We start from the raw sequence: 13,576 nt of genomic DNA on the forward strand, positions 1-13,576 counted from the left end.
TTCCGTTATTTGTTATAGACGGCCCATTGTATCAAGACTGAAGCGATTCGAATATCGCGATCCAGAGAAAGAAAAGTTAGAAATATGTACAAACGTTATATAGCCCAAATTATTTTTGCGTTAACCATACTATTCGCCGCACCAAGTTGGGCTGAAACGGAAGAAGCTGGACCTAAGTTGGCATACTTTACCCTAGAGCCTGACCTCACTACTAACTTTTACACCAAAGGCAAAAAGTTAGGTTATGTGCAAGTGCGCATCGACATCATGGTAATGAGTCAACAAGATTTATCAGTTGTTGAGCATCACCAACCTTTGATTCGCGATGCAGTGATTGAATTATTGGGTAAGCAAACAGAAGATACGATTAAGTCCCTGTCTGGCCGAGAAGATCTGCGCAAAACCTTAGTGACGACCCTCAACGAAACGCTTTTGCCTGAAACAGGTAAAACCATCATTGCCGATTTGTTGTTTACAAAATACCTTTATCAATAAACCCAAATCCGTTTTGAACATAAAAAAGACCGCTCTTGAGCGGTCTTTTCATTTCATCTGCTTTAGGCTTGCTGTTGGTATTTCATCTTGCCTGAATCAAACAGCGCAATCGCCATCCCCGACAGTAGCCCAACTAAGTGAGCGGTGTTTGCAATCGCCATAAATGGCTGCACAAAACCAAGAACTAACCATACCAACATAAAGACGATGATTGGCTTGGGTAGCGTAAGGCCTAAATGTGGCAAGCGGTAACCCAATATCCACAAATAACCAAGCAGTGCATAGACCACGCCAGACAAGCCGCCGAAGTTAGCCCCTTCAACATAGAACTGGCCTGCCCCTGAAAACGCTGCCGACACCACAAAGAGTTGCAATAGCTTACCGGAACCGAGACGACGTTCGATGTCGCCACCCAACTGCCACCACCATAGTAAGTTAAACACGATGTGAGTTACTGAAAAGTGCAGTAACGCATGACTTAGCCATCGCCACACTTGCCATTGTTGCCCCTCAAAAGCCGGGAAGTGCAACAACTTAAACACGCCATTGCCAAAGCCAAACATTTGTAACAAGTAGATGATGATACAGACTGTCATGATCAGCAAAGTCATGGGGCCAGCTTTCGCTTTGACCATGCTTATGATACTCGGGCTGGAATAATGAAATGTGCTCTTACGAGTATCGGCAACGTCCCACGAGGCGGCGCTGTATTTTGAATCAGACGGGTTAGCAAGGAACAGCTTAAGTTCGGCTTCCGCTTCTATTTCATGCTGGCTATCAGTCAGCCACAGCGCAAATTGCCCATCCCCTTCTGGCATCATTTCGATGTCAATTTGGCGAGAGGCCATATAATCAATAAAGGCTTGCGCCATACGTGGATTATTTAACGTTACCAATCTCTTCATTAACTTCTCACTATCGGTAGTTCTGCTCGATGCCAGGCTTCAAAGCCACCATCTACACTGTACACCTGTTCAAAGCCTTGGTTAACCAAATATTGCGCCGCACCTTGGCTACTAATACCGTGGTAACACATCACTAGAATAGGTTGTTCGAACTCCACTTCATCCATAAACGCAACGATCGTATCGTTAGTTAAGTGATACGCGGACTCCGCATGCGCAACGGCAAACGATTGAGGGTCACGGATATCTACAAGCTTCGCATCACCCTGCTCGAGCAGCGCTTGCGCACCTTGTACATCGATATGCTTAAACTGATCCATTTACTTTCTCATTGTCTTATTAATATACCCAAGCAACCTCGAACCTAACGTACTAATCAGCACCCGTGGTACAGCATAAAATCCATATTTGAAGCTGCTTGGGTATACTGCCGCTATTGTAACCTATCCAACGGCAAACTTAGACACATGGATAATCAGGCTTTTCAAAAGTGTACACATTCCAACCATTTGTGGATAAAGCTGTGAATTGCGTTGATAAAGTGTATTTGGATCTTTTGATCCACAATATGTAGTGATGATCCTGATCTAACTGTGTGTATATCTATAACTATCCCCAGATCGAAAAGTGCTTGAATCCCTTATTTTGTCCGGGTTTCGAACAGTTGATAAATAATTACTTCACAGAGTTATACACAGGCAGCACATAAAATCCGGATCGCAAACGCTATCGATTTTCGATCGACAATAAAAAAGCCGAGATCACATGATCTCGGCTTTCTATGAAAATCTTACTTTCAATTAGCAGTGGAAATTAAAATTCACCCACAGCCAATTTTAGTTTCTTCATTGCATTTTTTTCTAGCTGGCGAATACGCTCGGCAGAAACACCGAACTCATCAGCTAAGTCTTGCAATGTTGCTTTCTCATCATCTAACCAACGAGAACGCACGATGCGCTGACTACGCTCATCCAAACTCGCTAATGCATGACCCAAGCGATTGTTGGTATGCATTTCCCAGTTGGCGGCTTCAATGTTGTCGGCCACATCAGACGATTTGTCTTCTAGGTATAGCATCGGCGCTGTGTAAGCGTTTGAGCTGTCGTCTTCATCAGTTGGCATATCAAAGGTTGAATCCACCGCCGCTAAGCGTGATTCCATCTCGCGAACTTCAGAAGGCTCAACACCTAACTCGCGCGCAACGGTTTCTACTTCACCGTTGTTAAACCAACCCAAGCGCTTTTTCGACTTACGCAGGTTGAAGAACAATTTACGTTGCGCTTTAGTGGTCGCAATTTTCACGATACGCCAGTTACGTAGCACGTATTCGTGGATCTCTGCTTTGATCCAGTGGACAGCGAAAGAAACCAAGCGAACCCCTACTTCTGGGTTAAAACGCTTAACGGCTTTCATTAGACCGATGTTACCCTCTTGCACAAGATCCGCCATTGGCAAACCGTAGCCAGAGTAACCACGAGCAACGTGAACAACGAATCGTAAGTGCGAAAGAATTAGACCTTTTGCAGCCTCAATCTCACCTTTATAGTGTAATCGTTCTGCCAGCTCACGCTCTTCGTCTGCAGTCAGCATTGGGTAGCTGTTTACTGAGCGAATATAGCTATCAAGGCTATCTTGCGTGACTAGAGCCATCGGATACGCTTCTTTTGTCATTCAATTCCTCATCAATCTCTGATCTGGAGCATTACATTGCAATTTAGCTTCGATATCTTGAACTCAAAATGAACAAGTTTCAAGAAGGGGAAGCAATTATCCATAAACATTTGGTCTAAGCAAGGGTTCAAAATTAGCTAGTGCTAATGAAATCCAAGTAATAAGACCGCCATCACTTAAACTGGTTCAATTTCTTTTAAATGTCGTTGCGCAGAAAAGCGCGCCGCAATACATCCCAAAAGACTCCCAATGATGATTAGTAACAAAGATTCATCCCAACTTAGACCAATCAGGCGGAACTGGCTATCGTACAACGCAGCAAGGTCTTCCACCGCACTATTCATGACAATGGTCACTAAAGCCGTTACCAACCACGCAATAGTGGCACCTAACACGCCAAACCACATACCTGTGTACAAGTAAGGGCGCAGAATAAAACTGTCCGTCGCACCGATCAGTTTCATGGTTTGAATCTCTTCTTTATTCGCCAGCACATTAAATCGCAATGTATTGCCAACGATTAAAAATACCGCACCGAGCATCAATACTGTCAGGGTAATGACAATAATACTCGCGAGAGTTTTGATGGCATCAAGACGCGCCAGCCAGTCTTCGTCAAGTCTCACGTCGGTCACATCTTGTTGCTCTCGAACGTCTTTGGCTAATGACTGAATATCACTTTTTAGCTCCGAATCTGGCGTAATCACCAACACACCAGGTAGCGCATAGCCACTTAAAAGACTGATAGCTTGGTCGAACCCTGCATATTGGCTTAAATCAGATAGACCTTGTTGCGGTGAAATATATTCTACCTCTTTTACCAAAGGCCAAGTTTCAATTTGATCTTTGAGAACCATCACTCGCGCATCCGGCATGCCTTCAACTAAGTAAGCACTAACTTGTGAAGGAGAAGCGACATCTTCCGCTGCCCCCGCAACGTTTTTCCCCAATAGATACAAACAAGCTGGCATGGCAAGTGCCATGGAGATGACCGCTAGGGTCAGAATGTTGCCTAGTGGTCGTTGCCATAAGGCGCTAAAAGAGGATTTAGCTTGTTTTGCGTGGACAGAGAAAAAACCATCGGTATTCGCACGCTTGGCACTACGGCCTTTCCCCTTCTTTTGGGAGTGCTTGTTACCTGCCATAGTCTTCTACCTCACTTAGGAAGCCTTGGTTCAATTCAAAATGACGATACTGTGGGCGAGTGTTTACTAACCCCACATCGTGCGTGGCAAGTAGGATAGTCACGCCCGCACGGTTAAATTCTTCGAATAGACGCAACACACGGTTGGATAATTCTGGGTCAAGGTTACCCGTAGGCTCATCAGCCACCAGCAACGTTGGTCGATTAACCACAGCACGGGCAATACCGACGCGCTGTTGCTCACCACCAGAAAGTTGACTAGGTAGACAACGAGCTTTATCGAGTAAGCCCGTTTTATCTAACGCCGCAGAAACACGGCGTTTGATTTCGTTTTCAGAAATCGATTCGATACGCATTGGCAGAGCGACATTGTCGTACACACTGCGATCCATCAATAGGCGATGATCTTGAAAAACAATCCCAATATTGCGGCGCAAAAAAGGGATGTCTTTGCCTGGAATACGCGTGATGTCGTGGCCATTAAAATGGATTTTGCCATCGGTTGGTCGCTCTATCGCGCAGATCAATTTCAGCAAGGTACTTTTACCAGCCCCGGAATGTCCACCTAAAAACGCCATTTCACCGCGCCTCAGGTGAAAATCGACTTTTTGCAGTGCTTGTCGACCACCTCGGTAAGCTTTGCTTACTTGCTGAAATTTGATCACCGTTGATTTCCTCTAACTCTTTTTATTCTTCACGACTAAACAGTGCGTCAATAAACTCTTGAGTTTCAAATGGACGCAAGTCTTCGATACCTTCACCCACACCAATGTAACGAATTGGAATACCGAACTGATCAGCAATAGCGAAAATTACGCCGCCCTTGGCTGTACCATCCAGCTTAGTCAAAGTAATCCCGGTTAGAGGGGCAACATCACTGAAAAGTTTCGCTTGGCTAATGGCATTTTGTCCTGTACCTGCGTCAAGCGTTAGCATGATCTCATGTGGTGCAGAGTCATCAATTTTCTTCATCACACGTACAATCTTACGCAGCTCTTCCATTAGGTTCGCTTTGTTCTGTAGACGACCTGCTGTATCAGCAATCACCACATCCACACCACGTGCTTTTGCCGCTTCAATCGCATCATAGATAACAGAGGCACTGTCTGCGCCAGTATGTTGAGCAATCACAGGAACATTATTACGTTCACCCCACACTTGTAGCTGCTCAACCGCTGCGGCACGGAAAGTATCTCCCGCTGCAAGCATCACTTTTTTGCCTTGAGTTTGGAACTGCTTCGCTAGCTTACCGATGGTCGTGGTTTTACCCACGCCATTTACACCCACCATCAAGATGACGTAAGGCGTTTTGTTGCTATCGATTTCTAGTGGCTGTTCGACTTTAGAAAGAATCTCAGCCATTTCTTCTTTCAACAAACCATAAAGGGCTTCGCCGTCTTTCAGATCGCCACGTGTGGCTTTTTCTGTCAGGTTGTTGATGATTTTTGTTGTGGTATTCATGCCCACATCAGCAATAAGCAGTTGCTCTTCTAACTCTTCAAATAAGTCTTCATCGATTTTCTTACCGCTGAATAGACCGAAGAAGCCAGCACCAATATTTGCTTTTGTTCGGCTTAGGCTGCGTTTAAGACGAGCAAAAAAGCTTTCTGTTGGCTTTTCTTGTTCTTGAACACGAGGCGCGGCCGATACGACTTCTGGCTCCTCTGCTTCTGCTTCTGCTTCTGCTTCTGCTTCTGCTTCTGCTGGGGCAGCCTCTGATTGTTTCTCTTCTTCTTCAAGTTCTGGTGTTGCTTCCGCTTGCTCAGCAACCGCTTCTGTTTGCTGCTCTTCAGAAGGCGCTTCCACTGCTTCTTCTTTTACTGTTTCTTCAGTTTTTGGTTTTGGGCTTTGTTCTTCGTCACCAAAACCTAGCCACGAAAGTAATCCGCGCTTCTTTTTTTCCGTCATCTGGGGCTATCCTAGATTGTTCTTTTATCTATTAATGACTCTTTTTTGACAAGATTATTATCTGTCTAAAAAAGGCTAATGACAAAGTTCTGAAAACTTTCCGATTAGGTAATTCTAATCTTATTAGTGTTACACTCTGTCATCTTGAATATTCTGGGCTGTATCCAAGCTCCAAGCTCATTGCTTGGGCGATTAGATATAGTATCACTTTATTAGCGGTCAAAAAATCTATGGTAAGACGTCGCCAGCAAAACTCATCACAAAAAAAGCCAACAACGGGCTTTGTTCGCATTATTAGTGGCTTATGGAGAGGCAGAAAACTTCCTGTACACGATGCTGAAGGCTTACGCCCCACGACAGATCGCGTCAAAGAAACGCTGTTTAACTGGTTAGCTCAAGATGTACCACAGGCAAAATGTCTCGACTTGTTTGCTGGCTCTGGCGGCTTGGGATTTGAGTCAGCTTCGCGCCAAGCAGAGCAAGTGACCATGGTTGAGCTAAACCCACAAGCTTTCCAACAGTTACAAAAGAATGTTGCCTCTCTTAACGCGAACAACATCCAAGTGGTAAATACCGACGCACTGAGTTTTTTGAAGCAACCGGGTTCTGCTCACCATGTGGTGTTTATTGACCCACCGTTTCACAAAGGTCTATTGGATGAGACCGTGGCTCTGCTAGAACAAAATGGCTGGCTCGCGGAAGATGCGATGATTTATATTGAAACAGAAAAAGAACTCAATATTGCCGACTTACCAGAAAACTGGCAATTACATCGAGAAAAAACAGCAGGCCAAGTGAGCTATCGTCTGTACGAACGTACCTCCGCATAACGCCTCGATTTAAAAGGATACTTAAATGAAAGCACTAATTATGCTGGCCAAAGCGGCTATCGCCTTTGTTTGGTTAGTATTAATCCTAAATATTTTTATGCCCTTTCCCGGCAATGCCGCGATTGCGCTATACATCATGACCGCTTTTTTGTTCATCATGCACGGTTTACAAATGGCCATCTTCATTGGTGCATTTGGCGACAAAATAAAAATGAGCAGTTGGGAAAAATATTCAATCCTGATTTTTGGTATTTTTGCCCTACTCGATATTCGTCGTAAACACATGATGTAATCGCTAAGATACGAAAAAGCCGCTCTTGTGAGCGGCTTTTTTTCTGCGTTTCGTTCGTCACCCAATGTAACTTTTTACACCATCCAAGAACATTTGAGTGGAGATCATCACCAGTAACAAGCCCATTAAGCGTTCTACCGCCTTCAAGCCACGTTCACCCAACAAGCGATTAAAGAAGCCATAAAACATCAGTATAAAAAATGTTGCGCCCCACGCAATTACAACTGATGCTGACATTTCCAACATTTTCTCTGGATGTTGCGAAGACAGTAAAAGCAAGGCAGCAATCACTGAAGGGCCCGCGATCATAGGAATGGCCATCGGAACAATAAAGGGCTCCTCGCCTGCTGCCAGTCCAGTGATGCTGCCAGCACTCGGGAAAATCATCTTAATCGCAATAATGAAGAGAATAATGCCACCTGAAATGCTGAGCGTTTCTGGCTGGACATGCAAAAAACTTAAGATGCTTTGTCCTGCAAACAGAAACAGCATCAAAATCAGTAAGGCAAACAGTAGTTCACGAATCAATACCTTACGACGACGCTTGGGATCGATATGTTTGAGAATAGACAACACAATCGGCAAGTTACCGAGAGGGTCCATGATTAGAAACAGCATGGTCGCTGCAGAAAGAATGTCCATATTCTGGCCTCACCTCAAAAATGGCGGCCAGTGTATAGCAAACTGACAACATGAGTATATGACTGAGGGCGAAAACACCATATTCACCCTCGATCTTAGCCGCCGTTTAGTGATTGCAAACTCGCGCCATATTGACCACAAACTTACCTTCAAGCTCACGAATTTTGTCGCGCTTGAGCAAAAATGCTAGTAATGCATCTAAGTCTAGATCATTCAGTTTACAGGTGTGAAAGCGAACGCTAGCGCCAAAGTGCTGTGTGAGGGCTTCGCGATCCATTGGTGTTTCTCTAAGTAGGTTTAGCAGCTCGTGAGCATGGATTTCACTCATTATTGACTCCAGTTATTAAGAACAATGCGTTCAGTTTACTGAAATCCTCAAGAGCTGCTTTGACTTAAATTAGTAAATGATTGAGGCAACAATGAGGGCATGAGCAAAAAAGTAACTGCCACTCACCCACAAATAGGCGTGTTTCATCGGTTTTCGATAACCGTGTATCGCGTATGCCAGCGCCGAATAGATGAGAACTAAGGTTCCGCTAAAGCCGATAGCATTGGCGTAACTCGGCACTTGTAACCAAACTTCACCTGCTGCCCAAGCAAGTTGAACCAGCATCATCCCCATGATCACAACAGGGAATACCAGAGAGTCGAGTTGAGGCAGCAACAAAAAGAACGCCACGATACTCGCTGCAAGCAGCAGGGCCAACAGCCACCAGACAATCTCACCATTAAGCTGCACCCAAAATGACTTGCTGTAGCATACCTGGGCAACCAGATAAGCCGTAAAATAGATTAGCTTACGAGTTTTAAACGAGTGCAGCGTATCTGCCACCATAGACACAATAAGCCCACCCGCAATCCAGTAGGTATATGTTGCGGATGCACCTTGAGTTAACACCAACACAAGAAGAAGTAGCAGAGTAAAGATTTTAAACACGAGGGATTGTGTCGGGTTAGCTTGCTTTGCTCCCAACACGGAATACACACCTGATAGCCCTATCGCCAGCCAACTCCACATGCAGTATACACCTTTTACTTAAACTCGCCGCTAGTCTAGGTAGACCAGTTTTGATGTAAAGACACAATCTACGAAAGTTGGATCTCGCTAGCGATTCGAAACATTTTGTAACCCTCAGCCTACGTAATAATAAAGATAATAAAGCCGATGAGCCTGAATGATGCCACTAAACATTGGGGCCAAGCTTTGCTCATCAGCCGAACCCATCAAATCACACGACACAATAACCAACGCTTTCTAAAACTATTTAACTGAAAAACAGATAAGTGCTCCAGGTAAGCCGCCATTTCACAAACTGACGATTAAACCACCAGGATGTATGTAATGCAGGCAACAAGAATAAATAACAGACACAAAATAGAAAATAGTCTTAGTAGCGCTCTAAGAGAGGAGAAACCACTGATGACTAGGGGTAAAAACTAAGAAAACCGACCTTAATTCAGTAAAAAAAACATCAGACAAGAAAAGTAAGTCAATGATAAATAAAACCATAATTTCAATAACAGATAAAAGTGCGGACTTCATAAACCATAAAATCACTAAACACTTTTGAAGCCCATATTTTCTCATAAGGTAAGAAAATCTCACTCCATGCTTTCGATTTGACGATGCAACCTCATAGCACATTTTTTAATTTTCTCAATTTTTGAGAAATACAGACAAAATAAACACCCAACATACCATTCGAAACAAAAAACAATTACAAAGCCAACATCACAAACCATTTAACATTATAAAATCATACACTTAAAACAAAAAAGGATAGAAATAAAACAATGTGAACACTTTAAATACAGCACAAAAAACATAGTTTCATTAGTCAGAATCATGTAAAACCAGACAAGTTAAGTGTGGTTTTTGAAAAGATTAACGAGCATATGTTGATCAAACCCCAAAAACAGTGCTATATTAAATTCATCGAGTTCATCAAAGATTAAGGGGTAGTGTTGTGATTTCATCTTCTCAAAAACAAGGGCTGGTTATGATTGCAGTGGTTGTGGGTTTAATGACACTGCCAATGATGTACTAAACCAATGATTTAAAATAAAAAAGGACGCAAATGCGTCCTTTTTTATTTATCTGTATAGCTCTACTGAATGTGCTTAGACAAAATATCCCAGTGCATATAGTAGAAACCAAGAGCGGCCAGCGTAATCAACGTCATTAGCAAAATTGCTGTACGCCAAATAAAGCGAGAGCTTCTTGGTGTCAGCTCTTTTTCACAAGCATCACATGCCGCCATAAAGCCTTTACGATCATCCAGCTTGTAATCGTCTTCGTGCACCACTTTGTTACGCACGGTTGCGATGAATCGAAGCTTTGCTATCACGTCATGCGGTAAACGTTCTTCACAACTATTAATAAGTTGGTGCAACCCTTTTCCTTCTGCATGGTACTGAGTACGCAAAAGTTTTTCGATCGTTCGGGTACGCATGACTACTTTTTCAATATCTGACATCGTAACCCTCCTTACCAGACCCTTCCTATGTTCATTATTTTTATTCTTCTATAAATTTAGAGCTTTTTCGAGCCGTTAAGTGCAATTTTACTTTCAATTTGTGCCCTTGAGCTCATATAGCCAGACAAGTGAAAGCTGCTTAGTTCAGCTTTAGTGACGTAGCTTACAGATGAAGCAACAATTTCATCGCGTCCCCATTGAGATAAACCGTGAAGTGCGCCGAATAAAATTCATGTCCCTTTCATTAGATTATGAATAAGTTACCTCAACTCATCGTTTCGTCAGCGAGTTCTGTAGAATGGGACCCGATAAAACATTGGAGGTTAATATGCCAATCTCACTTATTTTCGCCCTATTCGCCCTTATTGCCTTGGGCGCGTGGGTGTTTTTCCGTTTTTATAGTAAGCACTATGTGGGCGAAGACGCTCCAGAGCAAAGCGCGCAGGTAACGGTTTTAGATAAACAAGCGATAGACATACCAAACGCACCACCAGGTCAAGACGATCAAGAGTATTGGATTTACGTTCAACGTGGTTCTATCGGTCCAAAGCGTGAATTCCAAATTGGAGTGCATTACTACCATGCACTCAACCCTGGAGATAAGGGAACACTGACCTATCGCGGCAACAAGTTCCTTCACTTCGCTATCAAACGTTAAGGCAGCAACCAACGAGTCTTGGCAGAACGAGAAAAGAGATAGCTCATCGCCAAGGCTCCAGATCCACTTAGAACGATCCAGACTGGAATCACCCAAGCAGGATGTCCTGTGTACCAACCGAACTCTTTCATCGGCCATAAGAAAATAGGGTGAAGTAAGTAAATCCCCAAGCTGTGCTGACTGATCACACTGACCGCTTTTTGTACTTTTGGTGATAAGCCTTCACCAAAGTAACGCCCGATCATAAAAATCATCGAAGCCGCTAGAATCACATTCAGTGTTTTATAAGAGAGCCAGCGCCCAACCGTATACTTCTCCGCCTCTAAGCTATTTGTCACAACCATCGTAAAGGTCACTGCCAACGCCACGAGTCCTAGCCCAACAAATAAGGTCACCATAGAGCGATTCAAAGGTACCTTTTGAAATAAAACATACCCCAGTGGAAGGTAACCCATATAAAGCCACATCTGATTACTCCAAGGGCCATCAATCTTGAACAAGAACAGAGTGCTGGTGAAAAGCCAAAATGCGAGATAGGTATACAAGACGTTGTCATCCACGTTGCGTACCATCCATTGAAACAGCGGAATCACAAAATACAGTGGTATAAAGTAATAGAAAAAGCCGAGATGGTAATACGTTGCGTGGAATGGGCTATTGCTTAATACCTCTTTTACGGTTTCAAAATCAAAGCCTTGAGAAGTCCAGCCTGAAAGGTATGCATAAAACATCGACCAAATAAGAAATGGAACTAAAACTTTGCCCAAACGCCTTTTGATATAATACTTACCGTCAAATGGTCGAGTGTCACTGAGCATTAGCGCTCCAGTGATCAAAATAAAAACTGGCACTGCCCAGCGGGTTACGCTATTCACGCCTACCGCTGTCAGCCATTGGTCAAATGGAATCACTCCTAACTCATTTCGATACGGTGCCAAGACGTGAATGGCGATCACTGCTACCGCTGCGAAGCAGCGCAATAAATCAAAAAACAGAACCCTTTCTCTCATACCTTTCCCTACTTTGAGTCGCTTATCGTTTATAGCATAGGGTAAATCTCAACCAGTGAAATAGTTAACAATCTGTTTTTGCTTATTTTTAACTCAACAATGACCTACAACGGGGATTTCATCACCACTCTAATCACTTAACGAGAACCAAAAACCAAGCATCAGTATTCACTCTCGATGCCAAACCGAAACAATCTGATTACAGCAAACGGCGCATAAGAAACAAAAATGGCTCCGATTTGGAGCCATTTATACCATCTACAGATAGCGATACTGGGGGTAGTTACGCAGTAGCAACATTAGCTTTTGGCAACTTAATTGAAATCAGCGTCGTCAGTGCCAAGAAAGCAAAAGAAACCCATAAGCACGCTGCAAGACCAGCCTCTTGGTAGATCCAACCCGATAATACCGTGCCAATCAAACGTCCCATCGCATTGGCCATGTAGTAAAAACCGACATCCAACGAGACGCCATCGCCTTTAGCGTAGCTCACTATCAAGTACGAGTGCAGCGAAGAGTTAATGGCAAACACAGCGCCAAAAATCATCAAACCTACCACAATCACCAATTCAGGCTGCCAACCGATTTGCACACCATAAGCAATACCAGCCGTAATTAACGCAAGAATTCCTGCCCATACTAATGCTGCACTACCATCAGGCACGCGACCTTGCGCTTTTCCAGTAATACGCGGCGCAAAGCCTTGCACAAACCCATAAGCAATGACCCACGTAGCGAGAAAGCTACCAACCCACAAGTGATCCCAGCCAAACACGCTACCAAGATAAATAGGCAAAGCAACGACAAACCACACATCACGCGCCCCAAACAAGAACATGCGTGCTGCGGATAAAATGTTTATCGATTCAGACTTGGAGAATATTTGGCGAAACTTAGGTTTACTCTTTGCTTTACCCATGTCCGCTTCTAGCCAGATCATGCTGCAAACAAACACTAATGTAAGTACACCCGCCATAATAAACATCGAGTTTTGAAAACCCACCCAAGACAGCAGCAAGCCACCAACAAAAAAGCCCGCTCCTTTGAGTGCATTCTTCGAGCCAGTCAAAATCGCTACCCATTTGTAGAGCGCACCTTGCTGTTCGTCTGGTACTAGCGTTTTAATCGCGCTCTTAGCACTCATTTTGTTCAGATCTTTGGCAATCCCCGACAGAGCTTGCGCTGCCATCACCCAAGGAATGGTCAGCCATGCATTTGGTACTGCGAGCATCAGCAACGCAAACACTTGCATCGCTAAACCAATGTTCATGGTTTTATTTAGGCCTAACCTTGCGCCCAACCAACCACCAACCAGGTTTGTCACCACACCAAAAAATTCATAGAAAAGAAACAGTGAGGCAATAGCTAACGTGGAATAACCTAAGTCATGAAAATAGAGCACCACCAGCATACGCAGTGCGCCATCGGTCACCGTAAAGTTCCAATAGTTAAACGTCACTAACATGTACTGACGAATACTTTTGCTTAATTGAGAAATCATATTGACCTCATATGTACAGCGATAGAAGCATTTAGATCATCAT

General features: G+C 43.8%; 16 protein-coding genes. 4 read left to right on the plus strand and 12 right to left on the minus strand.

Features of this window, described 5'->3' with window-relative positions; all coding sequences use genetic code 11:
* Positions 1-84 precede the first annotated feature (84 nt).
* The gene (locus R8N47_RS21365; RefSeq protein ID WP_005378687.1) at positions 85-495 is read left to right on the plus strand and encodes a flagellar basal body-associated protein FliL; all 411 of its coding nucleotides are present in this window, start codon (positions 85-87) and stop codon (positions 493-495) included.
* Between the two features lie 62 nt (positions 496-557).
* Here R8N47_RS21365 and glpG read toward each other — a convergent pair whose 3' ends face one another.
* From glpG to ftsY, 6 genes are all read right to left on the minus strand, one after another.
* Positions 558-1,400 (minus strand): rhomboid family intramembrane serine protease GlpG, encoded by an 843-nt coding sequence (gene glpG, locus R8N47_RS21370; protein ID WP_047103977.1) that lies wholly within the window; start codon positions 1,398-1,400, stop codon positions 558-560.
* Positions 1,400-1,720: a thiosulfate sulfurtransferase GlpE gene (gene glpE, locus R8N47_RS21375; RefSeq protein WP_005378691.1), complete on the minus strand. Its 321-nt coding sequence runs from the start codon at positions 1,718-1,720 to the stop codon at positions 1,400-1,402. The genes glpG and glpE overlap by 1 nt, the downstream gene beginning before the upstream one ends.
* 493 nt (positions 1,721-2,213) lie before the next feature.
* Positions 2,214-3,071, minus strand: a complete 858-nt coding sequence (rpoH, locus tag R8N47_RS21380; RefSeq protein WP_005378693.1) for an RNA polymerase sigma factor RpoH — start codon at positions 3,069-3,071, stop codon at positions 2,214-2,216.
* A 176-nt stretch (positions 3,072-3,247) separates the two neighbouring features.
* Entirely contained in the window at positions 3,248-4,216 is a 969-nt protein-coding gene (gene ftsX / locus R8N47_RS21385) for a permease-like cell division protein FtsX (protein WP_005378695.1), read from the minus strand.
* Positions 4,206-4,880 carry a cell division ATP-binding protein FtsE gene (gene ftsE, locus R8N47_RS21390; protein ID WP_005378697.1) on the minus strand — a complete coding sequence of 225 codons (675 nt, stop codon included), beginning with the start codon at positions 4,878-4,880 and terminating at the stop codon, positions 4,206-4,208. Before ftsE ends, ftsX begins: the two co-directional genes overlap by 11 nt.
* Positions 4,881-4,902: 22 nt before the next feature.
* Entirely contained in the window at positions 4,903-6,123 is a 1,221-nt protein-coding gene (ftsY, locus tag R8N47_RS21395) for a signal recognition particle-docking protein FtsY (RefSeq protein ID WP_151514319.1), read from the minus strand.
* A gap of 230 nt (positions 6,124-6,353) precedes the next feature.
* Between ftsY and rsmD the strand changes: the two genes are divergently transcribed.
* Together rsmD and R8N47_RS21405 are read left to right on the plus strand one after the other, a co-directional pair.
* Positions 6,354-6,953 carry a 16S rRNA (guanine(966)-N(2))-methyltransferase RsmD gene (rsmD, locus tag R8N47_RS21400; RefSeq protein ID WP_064354406.1) on the plus strand — a complete coding sequence of 200 codons (600 nt, stop codon included), beginning with the start codon at positions 6,354-6,356 and terminating at the stop codon, positions 6,951-6,953.
* A 25-nt stretch (positions 6,954-6,978) separates the two neighbouring features.
* Positions 6,979-7,245, plus strand: a complete 267-nt coding sequence (locus R8N47_RS21405; protein WP_005378704.1) for a DUF1145 domain-containing protein — start codon at positions 6,979-6,981, stop codon at positions 7,243-7,245.
* Between the two features lie 57 nt (positions 7,246-7,302).
* Here the strand turns inward: R8N47_RS21405 and R8N47_RS21410 are convergent, their stop codons facing one another.
* The 4 genes from R8N47_RS21410 to R8N47_RS21425 all read right to left on the minus strand — a co-directional run bounded on the left by R8N47_RS21410 (position 7,303) and on the right by R8N47_RS21425 (position 10,364).
* Positions 7,303-7,887, minus strand: coding sequence for a YhgN family NAAT transporter (locus tag R8N47_RS21410; RefSeq protein WP_005389671.1), 585 nt, complete (start codon positions 7,885-7,887; stop codon positions 7,303-7,305).
* Between the two features lie 106 nt (positions 7,888-7,993).
* On the minus strand, positions 7,994-8,215 hold the full coding sequence (locus tag R8N47_RS21415; RefSeq protein ID WP_005378711.1) for a YecH family metal-binding protein: 222 nt from the start codon (positions 8,213-8,215) through the stop codon (positions 7,994-7,996).
* Between the two features lie 69 nt (positions 8,216-8,284).
* Entirely contained in the window at positions 8,285-8,905 is a 621-nt protein-coding gene (locus tag R8N47_RS21420) for a lysoplasmalogenase (RefSeq protein WP_005389670.1), read from the minus strand.
* A 1,090-nt stretch (positions 8,906-9,995) separates the two neighbouring features.
* Positions 9,996-10,364 (minus strand): hypothetical protein, encoded by a 369-nt coding sequence (locus R8N47_RS21425; RefSeq protein ID WP_005378717.1) that lies wholly within the window; start codon positions 10,362-10,364, stop codon positions 9,996-9,998.
* A gap of 328 nt (positions 10,365-10,692) precedes the next feature.
* Between R8N47_RS21425 and R8N47_RS21430 the strand changes: the two genes are divergently transcribed.
* On the plus strand, positions 10,693-11,022 hold the full coding sequence (locus tag R8N47_RS21430) for a DUF2500 domain-containing protein (RefSeq protein ID WP_005378719.1): 330 nt from the start codon (positions 10,693-10,695) through the stop codon (positions 11,020-11,022).
* Here the strand turns inward: R8N47_RS21430 and R8N47_RS21435 are convergent.
* Both R8N47_RS21435 and arsJ read right to left on the minus strand, forming a co-directional pair.
* On the minus strand, positions 11,019-12,032 hold the full coding sequence (locus R8N47_RS21435) for an acyltransferase (RefSeq protein ID WP_017821298.1): 1,014 nt from the start codon (positions 12,030-12,032) through the stop codon (positions 11,019-11,021). The genes R8N47_RS21430 and R8N47_RS21435 overlap by 4 nt on opposite strands.
* A gap of 283 nt (positions 12,033-12,315) precedes the next feature.
* The gene (gene arsJ / locus R8N47_RS21440; RefSeq protein ID WP_137282442.1) at positions 12,316-13,533 is read right to left on the minus strand and encodes an organoarsenical effux MFS transporter ArsJ; all 1,218 of its coding nucleotides are present in this window, start codon (positions 13,531-13,533) and stop codon (positions 12,316-12,318) included.
* Positions 13,534-13,576: the final 43 nt, after the last annotated feature.

The organism is Vibrio sp. 2132-1 (assembly GCF_033344315.1).

Coding starts and splice junctions, on each gene's coding strand:
- R8N47_RS21420 (WP_005389670.1), bottom strand. CDS start 8,905: ATGTGGAGTTGGCTGGCGATAGGGCTATCAGGTGTGTATTCCGTGTTG.
- R8N47_RS21425 (WP_005378717.1), bottom strand. CDS start 10,364: ATGTCAGATATTGAAAAAGTAGTCATGCGTACCCGAACGATCGAAAAA.
- glpG (WP_047103977.1), bottom strand. CDS start 1,400: ATGAAGAGATTGGTAACGTTAAATAATCCACGTATGGCGCAAGCCTTT.
- arsJ (WP_137282442.1), bottom strand. CDS start 13,533: ATGATTTCTCAATTAAGCAAAAGTATTCGTCAGTACATGTTAGTGACG.
- R8N47_RS21415 (WP_005378711.1), bottom strand. CDS start 8,215: ATGAGTGAAATCCATGCTCACGAGCTGCTAAACCTACTTAGAGAAACA.
- R8N47_RS21430 (WP_005378719.1), top strand. CDS start 10,693: ATGCCAATCTCACTTATTTTCGCCCTATTCGCCCTTATTGCCTTGGGC.
- rsmD (WP_064354406.1), top strand. CDS start 6,354: ATGGTAAGACGTCGCCAGCAAAACTCATCACAAAAAAAGCCAACAACG.
- ftsY (WP_151514319.1), bottom strand. CDS start 6,123: ATGACGGAAAAAAAGAAGCGCGGATTACTTTCGTGGCTAGGTTTTGGT.
- R8N47_RS21405 (WP_005378704.1), top strand. CDS start 6,979: ATGAAAGCACTAATTATGCTGGCCAAAGCGGCTATCGCCTTTGTTTGG.
- R8N47_RS21410 (WP_005389671.1), bottom strand. CDS start 7,887: ATGGACATTCTTTCTGCAGCGACCATGCTGTTTCTAATCATGGACCCT.
- ftsX (WP_005378695.1), bottom strand. CDS start 4,216: ATGGCAGGTAACAAGCACTCCCAAAAGAAGGGGAAAGGCCGTAGTGCC.
- rpoH (WP_005378693.1), bottom strand. CDS start 3,071: ATGACAAAAGAAGCGTATCCGATGGCTCTAGTCACGCAAGATAGCCTT.
- R8N47_RS21365 (WP_005378687.1), top strand. CDS start 85: ATGTACAAACGTTATATAGCCCAAATTATTTTTGCGTTAACCATACTA.
- R8N47_RS21435 (WP_017821298.1), bottom strand. CDS start 12,032: ATGAGAGAAAGGGTTCTGTTTTTTGATTTATTGCGCTGCTTCGCAGCG.
- glpE (WP_005378691.1), bottom strand. CDS start 1,720: ATGGATCAGTTTAAGCATATCGATGTACAAGGTGCGCAAGCGCTGCTC.